The sequence below is a fragment of the Eudoraea algarum genome, from assembly GCF_050589645.1.
GTDB lineage: Bacteria > Bacteroidota > Bacteroidia > Flavobacteriales > Flavobacteriaceae > JBNGOQ01.
This window is the reverse complement of sequence record NZ_JBNGOQ010000003.1, coordinates 86,451-110,947: the sequence shown is the minus strand read 5'-3', so window position 1 is coordinate 110,947 and position 24,497 is coordinate 86,451. Positions and strand designations below refer to the sequence as shown.

Genomic DNA, 24,497 nt, shown 5'->3' with positions numbered 1-24,497 from the left:
ATTGACGTAAAGCATAGAAATCATGCAAGAGAATTATTTGGCAAAATGGCTTAACAACGAACTCACGGAGGAGGAGCTGACGGCTTTTAAAAAGACCGCGGAATACGATTCCTATATGAGGTTATTGGCGGCTTCCGGTAAATTGGAGGGCCCCGATTTTGACGTTGAGAAGGCTTTGAGCGAACTTAGGAACAAGCGGCCGGACAAGGAAGTCAAAGTGGTGCGTTTGCGTCCGTATAAAAGAATACTGCGCGTCGCCGCAGCTATCGCCGTTCTTCTTGCCGTTTCCTATTTCTATGTGGACTCCCTGGACGAAAGGGTCTCTACCCAGTATGCCGAACGAAGCGAAGTGATACTTCCTGATAATTCGGAAATTGTTTTGAATGCAGATTCCAAAGTTTCTTTTAGCAAAAAGAAATGGAACGAGGAACGCAATGTATCCCTGGAAGGGGAAGCCTTTTTTAAGGTAGCCAAGGGCAAGCGGTTTACCGTATCTACGGACAATGGGACGGTTACCGTGCTGGGCACACAGTTTAATGTAGAGAACCGCGAAGGTTTCTTTGAAGTGACCTGTTTTGAGGGCTTGGTAAGTGTTACCTACCATAGCAAAGAAATGAAACTCCCTGCGGGCAGCTCGTTCCTGGCCGTTAACGGAAAGATTATAGAGGCGGAAACCCCAAATACTGCTGAACCTACTTGGATGAACAATGAGAGTACCTTTAAAAGTATTCCCTTAAACTTTGTACTGAACGAGTTTCAAAGACAGTACAATGTAGAAGTCAAGACCGAAAACATCGATCTAAATCGATTATTTACAGGCTCTTTTAGCAACACCAACATAGATTTAGCGTTACAGAGTATTAGTGCCCCTTCTCAAATAAAGTTTAAATTAGAGGGGAACAAAGTGCTATTCTATGCTGAAAACGCTCCCTAAAGACGCTTTACGGGTTTGCCTGTTGCTTTTTTTTGTGCAGATTTTGGCCACGGCACAGGAAAGCACTTCCCCTACCATACGGCTAATTTCCTTTATCCAACAACTGGAACAGCGCTTTGATGTTAAATTCTCCTATGTAGATGAGGATATCAGCGCGGTAGAAATACGCATTCCTGACGGTGAACTTCTGGAAGGAATACTGGCCGATATCCAAAATCAGACCCAAATCCAGATAAAAAAGCTCAGTGAACGCTACTATGCGCTCTCCAAAAGCAGTACGGTGGACATCTGTGCCCGGGTACTCGACAATTTTGCTGAAAACACCATTGCCGGGGCCACCATTGAGGTATTGGGCAGCGATATTGGGGTGGTGACAGATCTGGAAGGCACATTTGCCCTTGGGAACATCCCCAGAGGCGCGGTCATCGGGATACGCCATTTGGGGTACAAAACAAAGTTTGTGAGGGCCGAGGAGCTCTTGGGCCAAACACCTTGCAAAACTGTCCTTATGGCCCTTGCCATACAGCAATTGGAGGAGGTAGTCCTCTTTCAATTCCTCACTACGGGCCTTTCGAAGCAGGATGATGCCAGTATTCTTTTGAATACAGCGGAATTCGGCATCCTTCCCGGACTCATTGAGCCCGATGTACTACAGACCGTACAGGCCCTGCCGGGAATCAAAAGTATAGATGAGACGGTCTCCGACATTAATGTTAGGGGAGGCACCAATGATCAGAACCTGGTTCTTTGGGATGGTATAAAAATGTACCAATCCGGACATTTTTTTGGGTTAATTTCGGCCTTTAATCCCTATTTAACGGATCAGGTCACCATTGTTAAGAACGGCACCAGTGCCCAATACGGGGATGGGGTAAGTAGCGTAATCAGTATGCATACCAAAAACGAGATCACCGACCATTTTTTCGGTGGTGCAGGCTTTAATCTGATTAGCGGGGACCTTTACGGTCAGATTCCTATCACACATAAACTGGCCTTTCAGTTTTCAGGACGGCGTTCGGCCACGGACTTTTTGAATACCCCTACCTTCGGGCAGTTCTTCGATAGGGCGTTCCAGGATACCGAAGTGACCGTAAACAACCAATCTACGGACCAGGATATCCAAAGGGACGAAAGCTTCTTTTTCTATGATTTTACCGGAAAATTGCTTTATGATATCAACGATCGGCAAAAAGTACGGTTGAGCTTTATCAATTTCAACAACAACCTAGACTATACGGAGACCGCACAAAGTACCGCCCGTACTACCCAAAGCAGGTTAGACCAGACCAACCTCTCCTTTGGTGGTAATCTGGAGAGCCAGTGGTCCTCCGATTTTTCCACCTTGTTCAGCATTTATTTTACCCGCTACAACCTGGATGCGTTGAGCATTTCTGCCGACGCAGTGCAACAACTCTTTCAGAACAACAGGGTGTTGGAGACCGGGATAAAACTGCATTCGGACTATGCGCTGACAGATCAGTTGAACTGGATCAACGGTTATCAGTTCATTGAAACGGGCATTACCAACTTTACCGACGTCACCCAACCTCCCTTCGTAAGCAATATCAAGGGGGTCATCCGGACACATGCCGTATTTTCAGAAGTTGGCTATATTTCATCTGATGAAAAATTAAAGGCGCGTGGTGGGGCCCGCCTCAATTATATCGAAAATCTGGGCACTTTTGATGAATTTATCCTGGAGCCGAGGGCCAATATTAACTATGCGCTTACCAAAAGTCTAAAAGTAGAGTTCTTGGGCGAGTTCAAGAGTCAGACCACCAATCAGGTCATTGACCTGGAACAAAATTTTCTGGGTGTGGAGAAGAGACGGTGGATCCTGTCTGACAACACCACGCTGCCCATTACAAAAAGTAAACAGGCCTCCTTGGGCATCAATTACGACAAAAACCATCTTTATATAGGGCTGGAAGGCTTTTACAAGGAGGTAACAGGGATAAGCACGGCCACCCAGGGCTTTCAGAACCAGGATCAATTCAATGGCGAAATAGGCAGTTATGAAGTGAAGGGACTGGAGTTCTTGATCAACAAAAAGACCCCACGTTTCAGTACCTGGTTAAGCTACGCGTACAATGTGAACGACTATACCTTTGAAGATATCACCCCCAGCACCTTTCCCAACAATCTGGATATTAGACATACACTCACCTTTGCCGGCACCTATGTACGGAACAACCTTAAGCTGGGTATCGGGTTCAACTATCGAACCGGAAAACCCTTTACCGAACCCTTGGACAACCCCAATGCCATTAATACCGGCACCTTTCCCCTATCCATAAATTATAAGGAGCCCAATAGCACCAGGCTTCCGGACTACATTAGAGCAGATGCCTCCGCCATTTATGATTTTGACCTTAGTCCTACCATAAAGGCCTCCGTTGGCGCTTCTGTACTCAATTTTCTGAACCGTAAGAACATACTCAACACCTATTATCGATTGAATGATCAAGATGAAATAGAAACTGTTGAAAATGTGTCCCTGGGTATCACCCCCAATTTTAGTTTTAGGATCTGGTTCTAGTTGCGCTCAGGTTTTATCGGATAAAATCTTGAGATTGAGCATTCGTCTTAGGATGCCGAACAGCTTCGGAAATTGCCGTCTAAAGGCCCCTGGTGTTTCCATCAAATTCTCTACGGAGACAGCAAAAAACTCGTGAATGTTGGTTCTGCCATAAGATCTGAAGTACGCACTTTGGTCCATTCTGTTATTAAAATTGGAATCCGAGAGCAAGCGTTTGATCTGCCGCATACCGATCAGGAAAATATAGGATCGGACATTTAATTTATTGGCTACGTTAAAACTTATGGCATGCGCAAATTCGTGTACCGCAAGATTCATATTGTCGTTTCCTATCCGAAAACCCTCCATCAAGTGTTCGGCAGAAAAAACGAGGGTCTTTAGGCCAGGATGGTACTCCCCGTTGTGATCCTGTTTGGTAAGGGGCGAATAATAGGCGGCCGGATACACCAGTATCTTTTTAATGGACAAGATCAAAAAATCGGCCATACCAAGCGTAAGCATCACCGCTGTGGCGCTCAAAAGAAGTGTTATGTGGTCCCGATCGGTCACTTCCTTGTGGAATATGACTTTTTTGCGGCTCCTAAACCTCACCACCCTTTTATGGAACCTTTTTCTCTTTCTGACGGACAAGTTCCGATAAAGGGGAAGGTTGGCGGCGATGGTTGCTTTTTCATGTTCGGTAAGCCTAGGTAGTCTTGCAAAAGGGTTTAAAAAAAACAGGTCTAGCGTATAGTATACGATATACAGAAAATATCCAAAAATAGCGAGGAGTGCGGTAACCCCAAATACATCTACAACGGAAGGCATGTCCTAAACTAAGCTATTTTTTTGGAATTGTCCCGTGCTACATGCGCTGCGGCACCTCGATTCCCAACAATTTAAAAGCAGATCGAATCACATCGCCCACCTTTTTGGAAAGCTGCACCCGGAAGGCTTTCTTTTCCAAATCCACTTCTGGCAAAATAGGTACACTTTGATAATACGAATTGTACTGCTTCACCAGGTCATAGGTATAATTTGCGATTAGGGCGGGACTATATTGTTCCGCGGCCAATTGAACGGTCTCGGGAAACACCTGCAGTTGCTTTAGAAGTTCCTTTTCCTTGGGATGAATGGAAGTCATGTGCTTGGCCCCATCGGTATAATCAAAATCGGCCTTCCTTAAAATAGATTGTATCCGCGCATAGGTGTATTGGATAAAAGGACCCGTATTGCCCTGAAAATCCACTGATTCCTCTGGATCAAAGAGGATGCGTTTTTTGGGATCCACCTTTAGGATGTAATACTTTAGCGCGGCTAGACCCACGATACGGTGCAACTCCCTTTTTTCCTCATGGGAAAAGCCTTCCAACTTGCCCAGTTCCTCACAGATCCGTCTGGCCTCGGCGCTCATCTCCAGCATCAGGTCATCGGCATCCACTACGGTACCTTCCCTACTCTTCATTTTGCCACTAGGGAGGTCTACCATCCCATAACTGAGATGGTGCAGATTTTTGGACCAGGAAAAACCCAGTTTTTTCAAGATCAGGAACAACACTTTGAAATGGTAGTCCTGTTCGTTCCCTACGGTATAGACCATCCCCCCAATATCCGGATAATCGGTTACCCGTTGGATGGCCGTACCAATATCCTGGGTCATATAAACAGCGGTACCATCGGCACGGAGTACAATTTTCTCATCGAGCCCTTCATCGGTAAGGTCTATCCATACACTTCCATCCTCTTTGGTATAGAAAACACCCTTCTTAAGACCATCGGCTACCACATCCTTACCCAGCAGATAGGTGTCACTTTCATAATACAGTTGGTCAAAATCTACCCCCAGATCGGTATAGGTGGTATTGAAACCTTCGTATACCCAAGCGTTCATCTTTTTCCATAGGGCGACTACATCAGGGTCACCCGCTTCCCATTTTCGGAGCATTTCCTGAGCCTCCTTCAACACCTCAACAAAAGGTGCAAACTTTTCATCTAACAAAGATCGGATTTTTCTTAAGTTCTTTTCAGAGACAATATCTTGTTCTCCGTCAATACCATATAATTGTTTAAAGCCTTGAAGAAATTTAGCTCGAGAAGTGTTAAGATTAGGGTAATCAGTGGTATTTAGCAACGCGTAATCCAGACTGGAATAAAAAGGAAATTCTGGTGTAGGTATTAATTGTTGTTCCGAAACTAAGCAGTCAAATTTGTAAAACTCTTTAATTGCAGAACCCAAACCTGAATAGTAACCCTCATCCAAATCAACATTTTTGATAGCCTCATACAAGTCGTACCTTTCTTGTATTCTCAGTTCATCTTGGACCTTACTTGCCAACCTATTAAAACGTTCTCTTAGTTGTTTTTTGAACTCGACCTCAAACGCCACATAATAGTTGCCCACCAGTTTATCCCCTTTCAATCCCGTACTTTCTGGCGTAGCACCGTTTCCCCATTTTTGCCAAGCCAGCATACTTTTGCAGATATGGATGCCCCGGTCATTGATAATCTGGGTCTTGTATACCTTTTTGCCCGATGCCTTGAGAATCTCTGCCACGGAATAGCCCAACAAATTGTTTCGAATATGACCCAAGTGCAGGGGTTTGTTGGTGTTGGGCGAGGAATATTCCACCATCACGGCGTCCTTATCCAGTTCCTTGACACGGCCATAGTCCTCCACCTCCCTGATTTCCTCGAAAAAGTCGAGATAAAAACTATCGCTGATACTGATGTTCAAAAACCCCTTGACCACATTAAAGCCCGATACCTCCTTGACTTCCTTTTCCAGAAAGCTGCCGATCTGCTTTCCAATATGTTCCGGATTTCCTTTTACGTAGCGGAGTATGGGAAAAACCACAGCGGTTATGTCTCCCTCAAAATCCTTACGGGTAGGCTGAAATTCCACTGATGGCAGTACTGCCCCAAACAAGTTCTCTACAGCTTCCTTGACCTTAGAGGTCAATACGTTTTGGATATTCATCAATTACTGGTATTTAAGGCAGCAAAACTACGCATTTTTTACTGCTTTAACCCGAAAATATGGCCCTACTTCCCCATAGGATTCAAGTTTTGGCTACCTTTAGGCATGCTTCTGAATGTCTCTTACAACAACAAGGAAATCACCCGGAAAATTGATGTGGAGGTAGGCAAGCCCTTTACTTTAAAGGAACGCTTTGCACTTAACGGTATAGGGTCCCCAAAACTGTTTATTACTGAAACCAGTGTAGCGATCAGGAACCTGCTGATCTTGGACAATAATTTGGATTGTTGCAATATTGAACTACGTCCCAAGGGGATTATTGTCCGCTTTCGTTCGTTGTTGGAAACCTATGCCCTGGTTATTCCTTACTATAAATTAACGGTCTATAAGAGCGGTATTGCCATCTATTCCCTGCACAGGGACCAATATTTCATTAAGGTAAAATCGGATACCAAGGCCATTCAAAAGTTTTTTCGAAAATTACTGGACTATAAAGCCGATAATGCGCCCACTTCCATCGGTGACCTATAGAAGAAAGGTGTATGCAGCCGTCAAAAATTAAAATTTTCCTTACTGCTTTTTCGGTCCGTGGGAATCGTCTTTCTGTTCTCCAGTATCGTTTTTTTGCAACAACATAGATCCTTTGCCCTTTTTATGGCGGTGATGACCTTGATTTTTTTAAGGTAAATACCTAAAAACAAACCCTTTAGCCGCTAGTGTCTGGTTGAAAGCTCCCCGATTATTCGTACTTTAGGCTAGCGTTTTGAAAATCGTTTGGCCAAGATTGCGATGAAACACCCTTTTTTGATACTCCTTATCCATGCCCTAGTGGTCTCCTGTTCCTCTTCGAACGATGAAGGCACAGTTGCCGCCCAGGAGGGGCATGAAATTGTGGAACCCTCGGATGGAGAAGGTACGGAAATGGAGAATCCTGTGGTGTTCGATACCAGCGACCTGGAAAATTTGCCGATGGATAACGGTGGATCGCATGTGGCCCACCTAAAAGGTAGTACTATAGCAGCATACGGGTATTACGTTTATACCCCGAGCGACTATTCCATCGACGGACCGGAATATCCCTTAATTTTATTTTTGCACGGTTGGGGAGCAAGAGGGGACAGTAGAAGCGATCCCAGTGAACTGGAAAGGGTGCTTGCAGCCGGCCCCCCTCACCTTATCGATACCAATAATTGGAACCCTAGCTATCCCTGCATTGTGGTATCTCCCCAATTGACGGTTGATTATTGGAACGTGGATCAGGTGCATCTCTTTATCGGCTATTTGATCAATACCTATAAAATCAACACCAAGCGTATTTACCTTACCGGCCTGAGCCTTGGTGGAGGAGGTACTTGGTTTTATGTGGGCAACAAAGGCAAGGAAAGTTATGCGGCCGCCATCGTTCCGATTTGTGGGTCCGGATATCCTACCCTATTGGAAAACTTAAGTAGCACCCCGGTGTGGGCCTTTCATGGGGCCAGTGATCCGGTAGTGGCGGCTTTTACAGAAAATGGTTCGGTGCCTATGGTGGCGGCAATAAATGAATTAAACCCCATAGTGAAGGCCAAAGTAACCATTTACCCCGGTGTGGGTCATGATTCCTGGACAAGGACCTATAATGGTACCGGTATGGGCACCGCCAGTGCCACCTACGATGCTTTTGAGATGTCCATCTACGATTGGATGTTTCAATACAAAAAAGAGTAGGTACGCCCAGGAAGTATTACACTTTCGGAAGAAACACCTCTGCCATCATGCAACGGGCGCTTCCGCCACCACAGGTTTCAATGGTATCCAGTGAACTATGGATAATGGGGTTGTATTTTTGGAGCTGGGACAGTTGATCGGATCGTAGGCTATGATAGGCCGCAGAACTCATCACGAGGTAACGCTGATTGTCCTTCCCGGCCACCTGCAGCATATTCCCCGCAAAGTGGTGCATCTGTTCCTCAGTAATGGCTACAATTTCCTTGCCGTCCTGTTTTAGGTGATGCATAACATTTTTTCGCTCCTTCTTATCATCTATGGCGTCCAAACATATGACTGCATACTGTTCGCCCAAACACATCATCACGTTGGTGTGGTAGATGGGCAAGCGCTCCCCTTCCACGGTCTGATAGGCGGTAAAAATGACCGGTAGGCAGTCAAAATCCTCGCAGAACTCAATGAGTAGTTCCTCGTCGGCCCGGGCCGACAGGGCACAATAGACCTTTTGGTGCTCCCTATCCATTAAAATACTACCCGTGCCCTCCAAAAACAGTCCTTCCTCCTCTGCGATGGTATAATCCATAACATGCTCAATGATGAAACCCAGTTCTTCCAGGCGATCCAGAATATCCTCCCTGCGCTCCTTCCTTCTGTTTTCGGCAAACATGGGGTATATCGCTACCGTACCATTGGCATGGAACGATATCCAGTTATTCGGAAAAATGGAGTCGGGCGTATCCGATTTCAAGGTATCCTCTATCACGATTACTTCTACCCCTTTTGCCCGGAGTGCCACAACAAAGGCATCAAATTCTTGCTGTGCCTTATCATTTATGGCCTTGTTCTGGAGTTGCATTTCCTCCATAAAGTAATTGTTTACGGCGGTTTGTTCATTCCTTCGGAAACCCACCGGCCGTATCATTAAAATGGTATTGGTAATCTGCTTCATTCGCTCTTAAAAAATTGGCAATAAATGTAATCAATTCCCATTTCATTTTGTAACAAAATAGAACTTAAGGTATCTTTAATAGGCAAAATAAAAAGATGCCGGCCAAGTACCTGAACAAATACAATGACGTCCTTTTGTTTTTGGTATTGATCCCCCTTATCAATACCATCAACTATCACCTTACCTATGCCCGTATTCGTTGGGATTGGTATACCATTACTACTTACCTCATAGACACTGCATCGGGTTATATTGCCTGGTGGTTGATCCGAAAAGTAATCCTGGCCTTGGACCAAAGCTTACCATACGCGCAGGCTCCCGTAAAACGTATTACCTATCAAATTCTCCTTACCAATATTGTGGCCCAGGGATTTATTATCATGTCTACAGAAATAATCAACGCCATTTTTACGGATGCTCCCTTACCTTCGAATTTTTATACGTATAATCTATTTATCTTCTTTATCTGGATACTGGTGATCAATGGTATCTATATCGGGATTTATTTTTATGATCAGTGGGGTCGTGTACTCTCACTGCGTGAAAAGGATCGAGAGATACGGTCCAAAGGAGTAGAGGTACAATTGGGCAAGATGGTCAAGACCATATCTTTTAAGGATATACTTGCGTTTTATGTGGAAGAAGGAGTGACCTATCTAATGACCATAGAATCCAAAAGCTACATTTTGGACAAATCGCTCAACAAGATCATGGAACAACTCCCAGCGGAATATTTCTATCGGCTCAACCGTAAATATATTTTGCACCGTTCCGCTATTCACGGATACCAACGGGGCGTGAACGGAAAATTGAATACCATATTGAATCCGTTTCAAAACCTACCTACAGAGATAATCATCAGCAGAACCACTGCGCCCCACTTCAAAAAATGGTTCCGGGCCAGCTTGACCTGAGCTGAAGTATCCCTTTACTACATTTCAGGCATAAAAACACTACACTTCACGGTATTTTGCGTCCGCCTATTCGATTTTTGAGGTCAAAAGCTGGGAAATTTGCCCAAAAATCACAGATTATGAAAACAGTAAGCATCATTGGCGTTTTGCTATTCTCCTTTAGTGGCAGCCTTTTTTCCCAAGAGAGCAGTATGCCCTCAGCCAAGGCCCAGGCCGTACAGGAAGTCTTAAAAAAACATATTGAACTGGGCATTCCCGGTTTGGCAATTACAGTTTATTCGGCCCAAACGGGATTCTGGTCCCACACGGAAGGGTGGGCCAATCTGGAAAACAAGACCCCCCTGACCTCGGAACATCTTTTTTACCTGCAAAGTACGAGCAAGACCTATATGGCCGTAGCCATTTTAAAGCTCTATGAAATGGGCAAGCTAGATCTAGATGATTTGATTTCGAAATATTTACCCCCCGAACGGGCCAAGTCCATCCCCGGGTCCAACAAGATAAGCATCCGAATGCTGTTGAACCATACGTCGGGACTTCCTGAATACAACAGCGACCCTATACTAGTCTCTCGTATTTTACATCATCCATTGGAAACCCTCTCTGTTTGGGAACTGTTGCAACCTGTACTGAACAAGGAATTGGAATTTGAACCTGGCAGCAGATACCGCTACCGTAATACCAACTATACCTTGCTTTCTCTTATTGCGGACACGCTCACAGGAGATCATGTGGCCTTTGTTCAGAAGGAAATTATTGAAACGCTGGGATTGACAGGTACACGGTATCTTACCAGGGCCAATTATCAAGAACCCATACCCTTGGTAGATGCCTATTGGGATGTGCTGTTGGAGTCCAAACCTACCAATGTATCGGGCATACAACGCGCCAATGTAGCCTCCATGAAAGGAGATGATGGCCTGGTAGCCTCTACCATGGACGCCGTGCGTTTCATGAAGGGCCTGGTGGAAGGGAAGTTGCTAAAACCCGAAACCCTGGCGCTGATGCAGCAATGGGTACACGATGAGGAGGGAAAAAAGAAATACGGGCTGGGTCTAGCCTACTATGACCTGGATATAACCTATGCCATCGGACATTCGGGGGGAGGGATAGGCGCCGGATGCGTCTTGCTCTATCTTCCGGAACTACAGGCCATAGTTTTCATGGCCACCAATTTCAATACTATGATGGAATCGCCTATCCGTAAAAAAGCGGAGCAGCTCGAAATGGAAGTGCTTCTGGCCCTGTTTAGCGAGTGAGGGATGTTTAATCACGGTCTACTGAAAATCAGAAGAACTTGGAGATTGAAATCCTTAAAAAACTATCGTCTCGGAAGTTGGAAAGAATCAGTTCGGTGTCATCTATATTACTGAAAATACGCGCCTCCACTTCGGCTGTCCAGGTACTTCCAAACCTCCTGGAAGCCTCCAGGCTAAAAATGGTACTGCTTGATTTTAGATTAGTGATACCTCCTATCAAGAAGGAAGTGTCCTGGGTATCGTTGAAGGCGATCCTGCTTCCGAAGAACAGATCGTTCTGCAGGGCGTTCAGCGCCAGCTCATCCCGTTCATCATAGAGATATTCCCCCAATATGCCGATATCCAACCCATTGCCATCAATATTGCTAAAGGTGTATTCCACGCCTGCCGCCAAAGCAAAGAAATCTTGGGCATCGGCATGTCGATAGATCGATTCCAATTTCCATAAGAAAGCATCATGGGTAATCTGCAATTCCAGTCCCGTCTGGTTAATGACGGGATAAAAGGCATTAATATTCCCTAGGGGGTCAAAAACAAAGAGAGGCTCCCTGCCATTTCCGTAAAAATGGGAAAGGGCAATATCCACACTACCAAAATAGTGTTTCCATCTCACGGCAAGGTCCTGTCTCCATTCCTCTGCCCCGCTCTCATAACCCAGGTCGTCCCGGTCTATGACCGTTCCAAAACGCAGACGGCCCTCACTCCCTGCAAAAGTGCGTTTGCGATGAAAAGGGAGGTAAAAAAAATCAAAGGTCCCCAGCTTGTTCGTAATCAGACTGAATTGCACCATAGGCTGCCCCAATTTTTCCTCGCCATCGAACGTTTCCACGGCATCGGTCTGGTTAACGATATCCACCAAGTGATTGCTTTCAATCACTCCCCAAAAGACTTTTTTTAAGCCAACACTGAGTTCCCAATTGTTTTTTGCCTTTTGGTAGTACAGCTCCCGTATATCCCCATGGGTACGTTCATCGTCACGGTCCAACCTAATAAAACCGGTAAAGTTGATGCTTTCATATCCTTTGTTCCAATCCAACGAGTATTCGGGCCTAAAGGCAATGGAAGGATAGTGGTCTTTTTGCCCGTTGAACTGGGCATCATCATAAAAAAATCGGTACTCGCCTTCTATCTCGAATTCAAGATCGTGATTGATCTTCTTTGGGACATCCTTCTCCTGCGCCCACCCCAGGTGGGTGGTGAAGAGTGCAACCAGGACCCCTATTTTTATTGTATTCATACGATTATATAAGTAAAGCAAGGCCAGTTGTCAGGGGCCGGGAACCAGAACCCGAACCCCGACCATAGAAAAAACACAACCAACCAATACATCTAAGCCGGCCTTGCCTTTAAATAGTAAATAAACCGGAGTAATTTAGTTCCCCGCTCTTTGTAGGGCCACCTGCGAAAAATCGTCCTCTGAAAGGTCGGCCTCAAAATTATAATCACTGAATTTGAGCAGCGTTTCCTTATTGCTCTGATGATTTACCATGGTAAAGGTGCCTGCTCGCCAAAACTTGTTCTTATACAGCTTATAATCCGTATAGGTCAGGGTTTTCAACAGGGCATTCTTTCGATCGTAGAATTCGACCTTTTCAATTCTATACCCCTTGTCCTTGTTGTAACTAACAATGCGGCGGGTGTAGCCCGACTTTGGATCTACGGGGTCCTGTTCCACCAACAAAAGGCTTCCCTTTGTCTCCAGGAATTTATAGGTATACTTTTCCACTTCCTGGGAAGAAAGGTCCTCATAGGCAAATTCACTTCCCACAAAGGGCCCGGACTTGTTGTTGGAGGAAATTCGCTTCACCCTTTTTATCGAGGGCAAATACAACCACTGATCATCCGAGCCCACTTTATGGGTAAAGGTCAAGGTGGCCGTTCCCTTAACGTCCTTTGGACTGCCAAAGACAATCAAGGATTTATCGCCATCCTCGGTAAGTTCCAAGGTCCTGGTAACCAAAAAGCGTTCACTGGTCTGACCGTTCTTGTTCTTTAGCGTCATCTTTAATTCCACGATGCTGCTGCCGAAGCCGAGATCTGCTTCCTCGGCCGCTTTTGCTATTTGTAAACCCCTTTCCTCTGGGGTTTGGGCCTTTCCCATAATGGTACCTAATAGCGCTATTGATATAAAAATTGATTTTCTCATGTGTTTAGATTTAAAAGATTTATTTATCGAGTTGAACTTGTGCTTGCAATTCCTGTACTTCTTCCGTGGCCTCGCTTTTCCTACTGATCAGAATAAGGAGGGAGGGCAATAAAATGAAATCAATGATCAGGGCGGACAAGATGATGATTACCGTGATTCTGGCCATATAACTATTTAGGGCAAAGGAGGAGGTAGAAAGTACTGCAAAGCCGGCCAAAAGAACGATAGTGGTAGTAACCAAAGCCCGTCCTACGGTTTCGAAGGCATAGATAACGGCCTGTTTGGCATCATAGCCCAGTTCGCGCCTCGCCCTAAGGAATTTGCTCATAAAATGTACCGTATCGTCCACGATAATACCCAGGGTCATCCCAAAAACGATGACCATTCCAGTATTGATCTGCCCTTTGTACAGCGCCCATATCCCAAAACCTACCAGTACCGGGGCTACATTGGGAATTATACTCAGCAATCCCAATTTAAAATTCCGAAGCGCCAGCATCAATACCAGGGAAATTAGGATCAAGGCTATGATATTGCCCTTGAACATACTATCTGCCTGCCTAAATCCAAGTTTGGAGAACATCATGGTAGGGCTTACCCCAATGGAGTGCATAGGTTGATCCGTATGGTCGCGTAACCATTGTTCTGCCCTAGAAGAGAACGCGATCATTTCTGCGCTGGAGATGTTTTTCAGGGTTGCGGTTACACGTGTTTCCGATTTATCCACATTGATCTGATTGTTCAGGTCCAGTCCAAAAGGAAGGGAAAGCTCATAGAGCAACAGATATTGTGCAGCTTCCTCCCGATTGTTGGGCACTTGGTAATACGATGGATCATCTCCGTGCATGGAACGATTTACCCGTCGTGCCACCTCGCTGAAGGCATTCACATGCACTACCTCGGACTGATTGTTGAGCCAATCCTCAAAGGCATTAAGGTTTTCCAAATATTCGGGATTGTTGATGCCACCGCTTTCTCCACTGCCCACGGAAAATTCCACATTGTAGAAGCCGGTAAGGTTATCGTTAATGAAGTCGCTGTCCCTTCTAAACTGAACGGAATCATCAAAATACTCCACGAACTCGTCGTTAAAAACGTTGAGTGTAGCCAGATAGGCCAGACCCCCAATGATTGCCAAGGAAATAAAGGTAAGACGCACAGGTTGCCGGGTAACAAAAAGTCCCATTTTATGGTACAATCCAATTTTTGGAAGTTTTCCTGCCACGGTTTTCCTTTTCCATATCGGAAATATGGCCATGAGTGCCGGTAAAGTAGTTGTGGAATACAAGAAGGCCATGGTCATCCCAAAGGCCGTAATGTTCCCCAAATGCCAGAACGGGGGCACATCGCCAAAATTCATGGTAAGGAATCCGATTACCGTAGTTAAACTGGTAATAAAAACAGGCATAAAATTAAGGCGCATACTCTCTACCAGCGCTTCCCTTTTTCCAAGACCGTCCTTGCGTACCTTTTGTAACATCGTTATAAGGATGTGTATACTATCTGCCACCGCCAGGGTCATAATCATGGTCGGGAAGACTGCGGAAGGAGGGGTCAATTTAATTCCCATGATGCCCACAAACCCCACAGCACTTATAATAGAAAATAAGACCACCACCAGGGTGGAAAAGGTGGCAAAGAAGTTTCGCGTAAGCACCAAAGTGACCAGGATTACGATGATCAGCATGATGCCTATAAGGCCCAGGTCGCTCTGTGAAGCTTCAAAAAATGCGGTGTTCAAAGGCACCAAACCTGTGGTATACACATCAAATTGTGGGTACTTTTCCTGAAATTCGCTTACCATATTCCGGGTGGCTATGGTCACTTCCGGAATTTCCGTTGCACTGTCTACTCCGGGCAAACGAACCGTTACATTGATAGCCGTAACGCTTCCTTCCTCATTGATGATCCGATGCACGAGCAAGGGTTCCTTTAACGCTTTTTCCCTGATTTCCAGGATTTCTGCATCGGTCTTGTTGATCGATTCATAGGAAAGGTCGTCCACGTACAAATCGTCCCCGTCGGCACTGGTATGCTGAAAATTGGTGACCGCGTCTACCCTCGAGGAGTAGGGGGTATTCCAAGCCTGTTCCGTAAGCTCCTCTATGGCCACCAGGTTCTCACGCGTAAATACGTCGCCATTTTTGGGGGCCAGAACAATAACAATATTATCATCCTTGGTATATTTCTCCTGGAGGGCATCAAAGGCCTCCAATTCGGGATTCGACTTGCTAAAGAATACATGATAGTCCCCATCGAACTCCATCTTTCCCTGAGACCCTAGACCTAGGGCCAGCAATAGTGTCCCGATCAGTACCGGCCATTTGTATTTGATGACAAACTTGGCCCAGTTCTTGGCAAAATTGTTGGTAAAATCGCCAGCTTTCTTAATTGCGTTCATAGTTGTTTAATTTAATAGTTGACCAGTCGATTACTAAACTGGATGATTGTTCTCTTTTTTTTAGGTTTCGCTATTCCTAAGACGGTCTCAGCGACGTATTTTGGACAAAATTTGAAATAAATTTATTTTTTTAACATTACTAGTTGACCGGTCGTCTACTTCTTCACACGCCACAAGATACCATTCCATCATATTCTTATCTAGAATCCAATCGTCCTGGCAGGCCTTGACCGATCAGTACCGCCACGGATTTACCTTATTTCAGCAATAAGGTCTTCAACATGTTCATTAGATTATCTATGGGGTAGCTGCTTTTCATTTCCTTCATACTGGTCATCGCCCCTTTTCCCGCATCTTCAAAAAACGCCACCACGTCTGCCGCGTTCAGGGAGGCATCTATTTCCCCGCAGGCCTGTGCCTCCTCCATCGTTTCCGTAATAACAGCCTGCACCATACGTTCCTGTTCCACGATCACCGTCCTGATATTCTCATTGTGCTCGGCCATTTCATTGCCCAGATTACACGCCAAACATCCCATTTTACAGTCCATTTCATTTTTGAGGATATGGGTTCTGTATTCAAAAAACTCGATAATTCTTTGTTTGGGCGAGATCGATCGGTTCTGTAATATTTCCAGGGCCGATACCACTTGCGTCTCAAAGTACATCTTTATAGCCTTGATGGCAAAATCCTCCTTACTTTCAAAATAAAAATAAAAAGACCCCTTGGGAACACCGGCGGCCATTACGATATCATTGACACTGGTGGCATTATAGCCCTTGGACCATAAAATCTCCATACCCTTTTCCAAAAGGTAATCTGCCTTGATTTCGTGTTTTAGTGTCTTTTCCATCTTGCACAAACTGCAGCAAAAATATGACCACTCGTCTAGTAAACCAAATTTTTGAAAGTTAAAATTTTCCTTAAATCTAAAGTTTTCAATTTAACTGTCTGATTATAAGTGTTTTAATATCATTTCTGCAACATGTATCAATGATGTTCTACGATGTTGACCCTGTTGTTTGCCCATTTGGAAAAAAGCGTTGAAGAGTTCGCCCAGCAATCAATTTTGGCCATTTCTCTTAGTAAGGACATACTTTTTGGTACGGATGTGGGTAAAGCGTCCTAATTTGCTGTTAAAGGTATAAGGCCCCAAGTGGTATTTTTATAAATTCCCTGAGCGGATGTCCGCCAACAACCTTTTACCCATCCCTTGATGAGACCAAAGATGCTTCTCCTTTTGCTCTTCGTCACACAGCTGCTGGCCGCGCAAAGCAACACCCACAAAATCCAAAGCGAGGCCTTGGGGTATACCATAGGCTATACCGTGGTGCTTCCTGACGGATATGATGTTTCAAAGACCTATCCAGCAATTTATCTGACCGATGGGCCAATGGTAGAAAAAAGATCTACATTTTTAACCCGTGCCAAGGCTTATCAAAGAGACAACAAACGTCCGTTTGTGAGTGTCTTTGTAAGTCATGAGCAACCCGGTACCGGAAAAACCCGTAGGAATTATGAGCTCCTGGCAAACCCCAAATACCTGAAGTTTTTGACTCAAGAACTTGTGAAGACCGTTGAGCGTACCTATGCGGTATCGGCAAGCCCGAATGACCGATTTTTAAACGGCCTCTCCTTTGGTGGCCTCAATGCGCTATATATTGGACTGGAGGACAAGGGGCAGACTTTTGGCAATATCGCCGCGCTGTCTCCCGCCATTCATCCCAAAAAATATCTCAAAGATGCCTATAAAAATGGCGAAAAGCTTCCCATCCGTTTCTTTGTAAGCAGTGGGGACCATGACGATAATGAGGTCATGACGCGTAAAATCAGGGATGTGTTAAAAAGTAGGGGTTATGAGATGGGCTATAATGAGGTCCCATATGCCCATACCTTAAAAAATTGGAATGCCAATTGGTTGCCCATGTTGGAGTTTTTCTTCGGAAAGTAGGCTATTCGCGTACCAAGGGTAGTGTGCTACAGCGCAATAGACCCTCTTGTTTTGCAATCTCCGAATAGGGAATCTCCTCAACGGTAAAACCTTGTTCTCGAAGCCAATGGTTAAGGCGCGTAAAGTTACGCTCCGAGACGATTACCTCTGGAGAAATGGAGAAGACATTGCTGAACATTTGGTACATTTCCTCCTTGTTAATCTCAAAGATGTTGTCTGGACCAAAATAGTCTACCAACCATTGGTACTCCTCCTCGATCAAAAAGCCGTTTTTGTGTAAGATGGCCTTACCCTTACCAAGGGGCTGAAAGCAGCAATCGAGGTGCAGCGCATTTTCCTTGGCATTGGTATTGGATTTGCGCAACTCAAAAGCTTTAATGGTCTTATGGGGAAACTTCTCCCTGAGATATTCCACCGCTGCTTTATTGGTCCGTGCCGTGATATAGTCGGGATAATCCGGGGCGGTATAAGTTCCCACAAAAATATAATCGTTCCAGGGCATTACATCACCACCCTCAATATGCACATTTTCCGGGGGGCAAAGAATGTTTTCCGGTGCAATCCTGTCCAACACATGTAGAATGGCCTCAAATTCCTTCTCCCGGTCAGGGAGAATATTGGCCTTGATCAATTTATTCTCGATGACGAAGGCAATATCCCTGGAGAAGATCTGGTTGCAATCGGGCAAAACTTCAGGTCTAAACACTTCCACGCCATACTTCTCAAAAACTTGTGCAAATGCATCCATTTCTGGCACCATTTCAATCTCCTTCGGATAGGTGCCCGCCAAGATATGCTCTAAGGATTTGGGGTCATAGGCCTCTTCCGGTTTGGGGGTGGGCCCGCAGCTTTCGGCCGTCCCCAGTAAAACGGATTTTAAAGGGGAAATTTCATCAAGGATGTTTAAATGGAGCATAAAATTATTTTGCGCAAATATAGGGATTCTTGGGTGCGGGGAGCTACAAAAAAACGCCCATTTATGATACCATTAAACGGGCGTATTATTCGTATTTATTTGCCATTATCTTTTGGCCACAGTGACGAAGGGCCTGCTGTTTTCGCCTATATACAATTGTCTTGGCCTACCTATGGGCTCATTGCGAAGTCGCATCTCCCGCCACTGGGCGATCCAGCCAGGTAAGCGCCCTAAGGCGAACATTACCGTGAACATTTCGGTGGGTATTCCCAAGGCGCGATATATGATGCCGGAATAAAAATCAACATTGGGATACAATTTTCTGTCCACAAAATATTGATCTTCCAAGGCCTCTTTTTCCAACCCTTTCGCGATTTCCAAAATAGGGTCTTCTATACCCAAATCGCCGAGCACTTCATCCGCGGCTTTTTTAATGATTTTGGCTCTTGGATCAAAGTTTTTGTACACCCGGTGCCCAAAACCCATAAGCCTAAAAGGATCGTTCTTATCCTTGGCCTTGGCCATATATTTTTTTGTATCCCCACCATCTTCTTCTATGGCCTGCAACATTTCGAGTACCGCTTGGTTGGCTCCTCCATGCAAAGGTCCCCAAAGCGCTGATATCCCTGCCGAAAGCGAAGCAAACAAGCCTGCATGGGAAGAACCCACGATCCGCACGGTGGAAGTGGAACAATTTTGCTCATGGTCCGCGTGCAGAATCAATAGCTTATCCAGTGCGTCGATTACAATTTGATTTTTTTTATATTCCTTGTTAGGGCGCTTAAACATCATTTTGTGGATGTTCTCCACATAGCCCAAAGAATCGTCCCCGTAATCCAGGGGCAAGCCTTTTTTCTTGCGCATCGTCCAGGCCACCAAGATGGGGAATTTGGCCAAAATACGCACGATGGCGTAATACATGGCTTTTTCTGAACTAACGTCCACTGTGGTGGGATTAAAGGCAATCAGCGCACTGGTCAGCGAGGACAGTACGCCCATAGGGTGTGCAGACTTGGGAAAGGCGTCCAAAATCTTTTTCATTTCCTCATCTACCGTAGATTCCTCGATGATATCATGGTGAAATGCATCTAACTGTTCCTTGTTGGGCAATTCCCCAAAAATCAACAGATAAGCCACCTCAAGAAAATCGGCCTTTTCGGCCAGTTCCTCAATCGAATACCCGCGGTATCTCAATATTCCCTTTTCCCCATCCAAAAAGGTAATGGCACTCTCGCACGAACCCGTGTTCTTATAACCAGGGTCCAGTGTAGTCATTGTTGTAAGTGATCGCAAGGTTTTGATATCAATAGCGAGTTCATCCTCGGTACCCTTGATTACGGGAAAGTCATATTTTTCACCTTTGTATTCTAACGTAGCATTATCCGACATTTGTTGTATTTATTGATTATTGTAAAGAAGCATAAATTTAAGAAAAACGGGGCACGTTAACAATTCCGCGGCCCTATTTGCATTATTCTTAACAAAACAGCCCGTGTTAGCAGTTGGTCGAGATATTGGAAAGAAATAACAGAAAAAAAACCCTATTTTAAGGCATACAGTTCCTTGTAGTACGCATCTACCGATTTCTTCCAGGTAAACCGTACTTTTTTGGCATTGGACCCTAAGGTTCGCCATAGGGTCTTGTCCTTTTCAAAAACTGCCAGAACTTCCCCAAAGACCGTGACCATATTCTTTATTTTTTCCTCATAGGTATCACCATCAAAATGAAATCCTGTCTTAAGGTGTTCTACCGTATCCTTTAGTCCGCCCGTTCGGTGCACCAGACAGGGATGGCCGTTGCGCATGGCCAACATCTGGCTTATACCACAAGGTTCAAACAGACTGGGCATGAAGTACAGGTCAGATTCCAGGTAAATGGAATCGATCACATCCTCGGATTGTCCGTTAATAAAAATAAAGTTCCCATAGGTCCTACTCATATCCCGGAACAGCTCCTCGTAATCGGGTGCTCCCGTACCCAGTAGGACAAAGACCCCGTTAACTTCTGCTAGCTGCTCCAAAATGGCAACCAATGCAGATGGGGACCGCTTAAAAAAATAAAACTTTTGTTCGGTCAGGCGGGCCACGCTCGCACAAACAAAGCTTGGCGGATTATCTAAAAGCGGTAATACCTTTTCGCCCGTATGGGCCAGAAAATCGGCCTTGTACTTCTTGGATTCCTCTTGCAGCCAGGGAAAAATAGCAGTGAGAATATTGGAATACAGGCTGCCTTTCTTGGCGGTACGTATGTTCCTGTAGTTACAGCCGTTTAGGATACCAAACAACCTGCCTTCGCTATCGGCCTCCTGCAGATCACTTTCCAATCCCTCTCCCCCGATAAATTCTGGAGGTGCACTCGGCAGGAGTACATCTTCCTTATAGGATGGGGATACGGTATGCACGGCATCTGCCAATCGAATGCCCACTGCCATTAGATTAATACAATCGCGATACCTATAGTCCATAAGTCCTTTATAGTCCAGGGGAACGTCGGGAAACCAATTTTTTAACGATGAATAGTTATCCTCAAAAGGGCGTATGCCCTGGATAGCCAGATTATGGATACTATATACAAAACGGATGTCCCTAAGCACTTTGTAGGCGGGGTGATAGGTCTTCAAAAACAACAGCAGACTGGAATGCCAGTCGTGCAAATGGACGATATGCAGGATACCAAAAGCCCCTTTTTTAATAGCTTCGGCGACCGCAGTGCAAAAAATGATGTATTTTATGGCATCGGTATAAAAGGGTTCTTTAGGGTCATTGTGATAGATATGTGCAATATCTCCCGCCTCTATCTCGGAATGGTGAATTACGTAATGGTGTATGTTCCTGAACTCCTTTTTTGGAATTACCTCGTAGAGTTCAGCGGAATAGGAAGTGCCCCTAAGTTGGAAACTGAGCCGGGTTTTTAGTGTACCCCCGTTCCGGTGCAATCTGGAATAGGCGGGCACAATGACGTGCACCTTGTCGCCCCTTTCAGAAATTTGCCTGGGTACATCCCTGACCACATCGCCCATACCTCCTGCCTTACAATCGGGTATTGCATCATTTTCCGCGGCCACAAAAAGAAAATTGTTCATATTGGATAGCTATCTAAGTCCGATATTTTGCGTTGCTAACGTATGTTCTTGGATCGTGTTCAGGATTAGGATACAATAGGCATTGATAAGCTCGCTTAAATTAAACAAAGTGTCAGGATATACAAAGAAAAAGCCTTCCCAAATGGAGAAGGCTTTTTTGAGGTTAACAAAAGGTCATCTTATTTTACCTTAAATGCTTTTTCTTGCGGATAGTAGGCCGTCGTGCCCAGTTCTTCCTCAATACGGAGCAGTTGGTTGTATTTTGCCATACGATCGGATCGTGAAGCGGAGCCTGTCTTGATCTGTCCTGTATTCAAGGCCACTGCCAGATCGGCAATGGTATTGTCCTCTGTTTCTCCGGAACGATGGGACATGACGGAGGTATATCCTGCATTCTTTGCCATGTTTACCGCGGCAATGGTCTCTGTTAGGGTACCGATCTGGTTTACTTTGATCAGTATGGAATTTGCGATCCCGTTTTCTATGCCCCTCGAGAGGCGCTCTACGTTGGTGACGAATAAATCATCTCCGACAAGTTGTACCTTTGTGCCCACTTTCTCCGTGAGGGCCTTCCATCCATCCCAGTCGTTTTCATCCATCCCGTCCTCTACGGAAATAATTGGATATTTGGCGCAGAGGTCGGCAATATATTGTGCCTGTTCCTCGGAGGTCCTAACGGCTCCTTTATCGCCCTCGAACTTGGTATAGTCATATTTTCCATCCACATAGAACTCCGCAGCGGCACAGTCCAGGGCAATCATTACATCATCCCCTAGGGAATATCCCGCTTTTTCCACGGCTTTGCCAATGGTATCAAGGGCATCCTCGGTACCGTCCAAGGTAGGGGCAAACCCTCCTTCATCACCTACGGCCGTGCTTAAATTTCTATCGTGCAACACTTTTTTCAGGTTGTGGAAGATTTCCGTGCCCATTTGCATGGCGTGGGAAAAGCTCTTGGCCTTCACCGGCATGACCATGAATTCCTGAAAGGCAATGGGCGCATCGGAATGCGAGCCCCCATTTATGATGTTCATCATGGGGACCGGTAAGGTGTTGGCACTTACCCCGCCCACATATCTGAAGAGGGACATCCCCATTTCCTCTGCCGCTGCCTTGGCTACGGCAAGTGAAACCCCTAAAATGGCATTCGCCCCCAGTTTTGATTTATTGGAGGTACCATCCAGGTCGATCATGGTTTGATCGATCAAATTTTGTTCAAAAACTGGCATCCCTACTATCTCCTCCGCAATAAGGGTATTTACGTTATTTACGGCTTTGCTTACGCCCTTTCCCATAAAGGTATCACCACCATCCCGCAGTTCCACGGCCTCATGTTCTCCCGTGGAAGCACCGGAAGGAACCGCAGCCCTACCCAATATGCCGTTCTCTGTAATTACATCCACCTCTACGGTAGGATTGCCCCTTGAATCTAAAATTTGTCTTGCATGAACATTAAGGATGATACTCATAGAATTTCTCTTTAGTTACTGGTTGAATTTTCACTGCTGCAAATATACGAAAGCACAGGCTGAACCCTTCCGTTTAGCGGCCTATATTCCCTGGAAAATAACAATTTATTAAACGAAAACGTTTTAGTGAGACCCGGTTTCGATCATCTCAAAAAACTGATCAAACAAGTAGGAGGCATCATGAGGTCCCGGACTGGCCTCCGGGTGATACTGCACGGAAAACACCTGTTTATTTTTCATTCGGATTCCGGCCACCGTATGGTCGTTAAGGTGAACATGGGTGATTTCAAGATCGGGATGAGCCTCGGTCTCCTCCTTATTGATGGCAAACCCGTGATTTTGCGAGGTAATCTCGCCCTTCCCGGTAAGGGTATTCATTATGGGATGGTTAATGCCCCTATGGCCATTGTGCATTTTATAGGTAGATACCCCATTGGCCAGTGCAATTACCTGGTGGCCCAGGCAGATACCAAAAAGCGGTTTGTCTTTGGCAATAATATCTTTGGCCGTAGCGATGGCGTTATTCAGAGGTTCTGGGTCCCCAGGGCCATTGGATATAAAATAACCATCTGGATTCCATTGGCTCAGTTCCTCAAAAGAGGCGTTGTACGGAAATACCTTTATATAGGCATCCCTTTGGGCTAGGTTGCGAAGAATGTTCCTTTTGATCCCGATATCCAGGGCGGCAATTTTATACTTGGCATTTTCATCGCCAAAGAAATAGGGTTCGTCCGCGGAGACTTTGGAAGCAAGTTCAAGACCTTCCATGCTGGGCACTTTGGCCAGTTCTTGCTTTAGTTTGGCAATATTGGAAACTTCCGTTGAAATCACGGCGTTCATGGCCCCGTTATCGCGGATATAGCTCACCAAGGCCCGCGTATCCACATCCGAAATGGCAAAAAGCTTGCTTTCGTCCAAAAATTCCTTCAGACTTTTATCGGCATTGGGCCTAGAGTATTCATAGCTAAAATTTTTGCATATAAGTCCTGCAATCTTGACCGAATCCGATTCCACTTCTTCTTCATTGGTACCGTAGTTTCCGATATGGGCATTGGTGGTCACCATAAGCTGTCCAAAATAGGACGGATCGGTGAATATTTCCTGGTAACCTGTCATCCCCGTGTTAAAACAAACCTCACCAAAAGCGGTGCCCTCTTTGTCGCCGACCACTTTCCCGTGAAAAATGGTCCCGTCTGCCAATAGTATTACTGCCTTTTTTCTAGATTGGTATTTCATCCGTACTTTAAAAAATTTTAGTTTGACAAATAAACAT

19 protein-coding genes are annotated in these 24,497 nt (G+C 45.3%); 7 read left to right on the top strand and 12 right to left on the bottom strand.

Going from position 1 to position 24,497, the window contains the following annotated elements:
• Positions 1 to 22 precede the first annotated feature (22 nt).
• Both ACRD67_RS11345 and ACRD67_RS11340 read left to right on the top strand, forming a co-directional pair.
• Positions 23 to 934 carry a FecR family protein gene (locus tag ACRD67_RS11345; RefSeq protein WP_430967263.1) on the top strand — a complete coding sequence of 304 codons (912 nt, stop codon included), beginning with the start codon at positions 23 to 25 and terminating at the stop codon, positions 932 to 934.
• Positions 915 to 3,473, top strand: coding sequence for a TonB-dependent receptor (locus ACRD67_RS11340; RefSeq protein WP_430967262.1), 2,559 nt, complete (start codon positions 915 to 917; stop codon positions 3,471 to 3,473). Before ACRD67_RS11345 ends, ACRD67_RS11340 begins: the two co-directional genes overlap by 20 nt.
• A 6-nt stretch (positions 3,474 to 3,479) precedes the next feature.
• Here ACRD67_RS11340 and ACRD67_RS11335 read toward each other — a convergent pair whose 3' ends face one another.
• Positions 3,480 to 4,280 (bottom strand): zinc-dependent peptidase, encoded by an 801-nt coding sequence (locus ACRD67_RS11335; protein ID WP_430967261.1) that lies wholly within the window; start codon positions 4,278 to 4,280, stop codon positions 3,480 to 3,482.
• Positions 4,281 to 4,317: 37 nt separating this feature from the next.
• Positions 4,318 to 6,429, bottom strand: a complete 2,112-nt coding sequence (gene argS, locus ACRD67_RS11330; protein WP_430967260.1) for an arginine--tRNA ligase — start codon at positions 6,427 to 6,429, stop codon at positions 4,318 to 4,320.
• A 105-nt stretch (positions 6,430 to 6,534) separates the two neighbouring features.
• On the opposite strand from argS, the gene ACRD67_RS11325 reads away from it, so the two are divergent.
• The gene (locus ACRD67_RS11325) at positions 6,535 to 6,960 is read left to right on the top strand and encodes a hypothetical protein (RefSeq protein WP_430967259.1); all 426 of its coding nucleotides are present in this window, start codon (positions 6,535 to 6,537) and stop codon (positions 6,958 to 6,960) included.
• Between the two features lie 258 nt (positions 6,961 to 7,218).
• Complete coding sequence (locus tag ACRD67_RS11320; protein ID WP_430967258.1) at positions 7,219 to 8,136, top strand: carboxylesterase family protein; 918 nt, start codon at positions 7,219 to 7,221, stop codon at positions 8,134 to 8,136.
• Positions 8,137 to 8,152: 16 nt separating this feature from the next.
• Here ACRD67_RS11320 and ctlX read toward each other — a convergent pair whose 3' ends face one another.
• Positions 8,153 to 9,085 (bottom strand): citrulline utilization hydrolase CtlX, encoded by a 933-nt coding sequence (gene ctlX, locus ACRD67_RS11315; protein WP_430967257.1) that lies wholly within the window; start codon positions 9,083 to 9,085, stop codon positions 8,153 to 8,155.
• Between the two features lie 95 nt (positions 9,086 to 9,180).
• Here ctlX and ACRD67_RS11310 point away from each other — a divergent pair, with 95 nt between their 5' ends.
• Positions 9,181 to 9,999 (top strand): LytR/AlgR family response regulator transcription factor, encoded by an 819-nt coding sequence (locus ACRD67_RS11310; RefSeq protein ID WP_430967256.1) that lies wholly within the window; start codon positions 9,181 to 9,183, stop codon positions 9,997 to 9,999.
• Positions 10,000 to 10,118: 119 nt separating this feature from the next.
• Positions 10,119 to 11,258: a serine hydrolase domain-containing protein gene (locus ACRD67_RS11305; protein ID WP_430967255.1), complete on the top strand. Its 1,140-nt coding sequence runs from the start codon at positions 10,119 to 10,121 to the stop codon at positions 11,256 to 11,258.
• 28 nt (positions 11,259 to 11,286) lie between these two features.
• Here ACRD67_RS11305 and ACRD67_RS11300 read toward each other — a convergent pair whose 3' ends face one another.
• The 4 genes from ACRD67_RS11300 to ACRD67_RS11285 all read right to left on the bottom strand — a co-directional run bounded on the left by ACRD67_RS11300 (position 11,287) and on the right by ACRD67_RS11285 (position 16,658).
• Positions 11,287 to 12,495: a hypothetical protein gene (locus ACRD67_RS11300; RefSeq protein WP_430967254.1), complete on the bottom strand. Its 1,209-nt coding sequence runs from the start codon at positions 12,493 to 12,495 to the stop codon at positions 11,287 to 11,289.
• A gap of 135 nt (positions 12,496 to 12,630) precedes the next feature.
• Positions 12,631 to 13,404, bottom strand: a complete 774-nt coding sequence (locus tag ACRD67_RS11295; RefSeq protein WP_430967253.1) for an outer membrane lipoprotein-sorting protein — start codon at positions 13,402 to 13,404, stop codon at positions 12,631 to 12,633.
• A gap of 19 nt (positions 13,405 to 13,423) precedes the next feature.
• Entirely contained in the window at positions 13,424 to 15,805 is a 2,382-nt protein-coding gene (locus ACRD67_RS11290; RefSeq protein ID WP_430967252.1) for an efflux RND transporter permease subunit, read from the bottom strand.
• Between the two features lie 256 nt (positions 15,806 to 16,061).
• Positions 16,062 to 16,658 carry a TetR/AcrR family transcriptional regulator gene (locus ACRD67_RS11285; RefSeq protein ID WP_430967251.1) on the bottom strand — a complete coding sequence of 199 codons (597 nt, stop codon included), beginning with the start codon at positions 16,656 to 16,658 and terminating at the stop codon, positions 16,062 to 16,064.
• Between the two features lie 363 nt (positions 16,659 to 17,021).
• On the opposite strand from ACRD67_RS11285, the gene ACRD67_RS11280 reads away from it, so the two are divergent.
• Positions 17,022 to 17,756: an alpha/beta hydrolase gene (locus tag ACRD67_RS11280; RefSeq protein ID WP_430967250.1), complete on the top strand. Its 735-nt coding sequence runs from the start codon at positions 17,022 to 17,024 to the stop codon at positions 17,754 to 17,756.
• Between the two features lies 1 nt (position 17,757).
• Here ACRD67_RS11280 and ACRD67_RS11275 read toward each other — a convergent pair whose 3' ends face one another.
• The 5 genes from ACRD67_RS11275 to carA form a co-directional block, all read right to left on the bottom strand.
• Positions 17,758 to 18,672, bottom strand: a complete 915-nt coding sequence (locus ACRD67_RS11275; protein WP_430967249.1) for a dimethylarginine dimethylaminohydrolase family protein — start codon at positions 18,670 to 18,672, stop codon at positions 17,758 to 17,760.
• 105 nt (positions 18,673 to 18,777) lie between these two features.
• A complete protein-coding gene (locus ACRD67_RS11270) occupies positions 18,778 to 20,061 on the bottom strand; it encodes a citrate synthase (RefSeq protein ID WP_430967248.1) in 1,284 nt (427 codons plus the stop codon).
• A gap of 152 nt (positions 20,062 to 20,213) precedes the next feature.
• Positions 20,214 to 21,755 carry a glycogen synthase gene (locus ACRD67_RS11265; RefSeq protein ID WP_430967247.1) on the bottom strand — a complete coding sequence of 514 codons (1,542 nt, stop codon included), beginning with the start codon at positions 21,753 to 21,755 and terminating at the stop codon, positions 20,214 to 20,216.
• 179 nt (positions 21,756 to 21,934) lie between these two features.
• Positions 21,935 to 23,224: a phosphopyruvate hydratase gene (gene eno / locus ACRD67_RS11260; RefSeq protein ID WP_430967246.1), complete on the bottom strand. Its 1,290-nt coding sequence runs from the start codon at positions 23,222 to 23,224 to the stop codon at positions 21,935 to 21,937.
• Positions 23,225 to 23,347: 123 nt separating this feature from the next.
• Positions 23,348 to 24,460 carry a glutamine-hydrolyzing carbamoyl-phosphate synthase small subunit gene (gene carA / locus ACRD67_RS11255; protein ID WP_430967245.1) on the bottom strand — a complete coding sequence of 371 codons (1,113 nt, stop codon included), beginning with the start codon at positions 24,458 to 24,460 and terminating at the stop codon, positions 23,348 to 23,350.
• Between the last annotated feature and the right edge of the window lie 37 nt (positions 24,461 to 24,497).

What these genes read in the sequence shown, in the direction of transcription:
- ACRD67_RS11345 (WP_430967263.1), top strand. Translation starts at nt 23, where the DNA reads ATGCAAGAGAATTATTTGGCAAAATGGCTTAACAACGAACTCACGGAG.
- ACRD67_RS11340 (WP_430967262.1), top strand. Translation starts at nt 915, where the DNA reads ATGCTGAAAACGCTCCCTAAAGACGCTTTACGGGTTTGCCTGTTGCTT.
- ACRD67_RS11335 (WP_430967261.1), bottom strand. Translation starts at nt 4,280, where the DNA reads ATGCCTTCCGTTGTAGATGTATTTGGGGTTACCGCACTCCTCGCTATT.
- argS (WP_430967260.1), bottom strand. Translation starts at nt 6,429, where the DNA reads ATGAATATCCAAAACGTATTGACCTCTAAGGTCAAGGAAGCTGTAGAG.
- ACRD67_RS11325 (WP_430967259.1), top strand. Translation starts at nt 6,535, where the DNA reads ATGCTTCTGAATGTCTCTTACAACAACAAGGAAATCACCCGGAAAATT.
- ACRD67_RS11320 (WP_430967258.1), top strand. Translation starts at nt 7,219, where the DNA reads ATGAAACACCCTTTTTTGATACTCCTTATCCATGCCCTAGTGGTCTCC.
- ctlX (WP_430967257.1), bottom strand. Translation starts at nt 9,085, where the DNA reads ATGAAGCAGATTACCAATACCATTTTAATGATACGGCCGGTGGGTTTC.
- ACRD67_RS11310 (WP_430967256.1), top strand. Translation starts at nt 9,181, where the DNA reads ATGCCGGCCAAGTACCTGAACAAATACAATGACGTCCTTTTGTTTTTG.
- ACRD67_RS11305 (WP_430967255.1), top strand. Translation starts at nt 10,119, where the DNA reads ATGAAAACAGTAAGCATCATTGGCGTTTTGCTATTCTCCTTTAGTGGC.
- ACRD67_RS11300 (WP_430967254.1), bottom strand. Translation starts at nt 12,495, where the DNA reads ATGAATACAATAAAAATAGGGGTCCTGGTTGCACTCTTCACCACCCAC.
- ACRD67_RS11295 (WP_430967253.1), bottom strand. Translation starts at nt 13,404, where the DNA reads ATGAGAAAATCAATTTTTATATCAATAGCGCTATTAGGTACCATTATG.
- ACRD67_RS11290 (WP_430967252.1), bottom strand. Translation starts at nt 15,805, where the DNA reads ATGAACGCAATTAAGAAAGCTGGCGATTTTACCAACAATTTTGCCAAG.
- ACRD67_RS11285 (WP_430967251.1), bottom strand. Translation starts at nt 16,658, where the DNA reads ATGGAAAAGACACTAAAACACGAAATCAAGGCAGATTACCTTTTGGAA.
- ACRD67_RS11280 (WP_430967250.1), top strand. Translation starts at nt 17,022, where the DNA reads ATGAGACCAAAGATGCTTCTCCTTTTGCTCTTCGTCACACAGCTGCTG.
- ACRD67_RS11275 (WP_430967249.1), bottom strand. Translation starts at nt 18,672, where the DNA reads ATGCTCCATTTAAACATCCTTGATGAAATTTCCCCTTTAAAATCCGTT.
- ACRD67_RS11270 (WP_430967248.1), bottom strand. Translation starts at nt 20,061, where the DNA reads ATGTCGGATAATGCTACGTTAGAATACAAAGGTGAAAAATATGACTTT.
- ACRD67_RS11265 (WP_430967247.1), bottom strand. Translation starts at nt 21,755, where the DNA reads ATGAACAATTTTCTTTTTGTGGCCGCGGAAAATGATGCAATACCCGAT.
- eno (WP_430967246.1), bottom strand. Translation starts at nt 23,224, where the DNA reads ATGAGTATCATCCTTAATGTTCATGCAAGACAAATTTTAGATTCAAGG.
- carA (WP_430967245.1), bottom strand. Translation starts at nt 24,460, where the DNA reads ATGAAATACCAATCTAGAAAAAAGGCAGTAATACTATTGGCAGACGGG.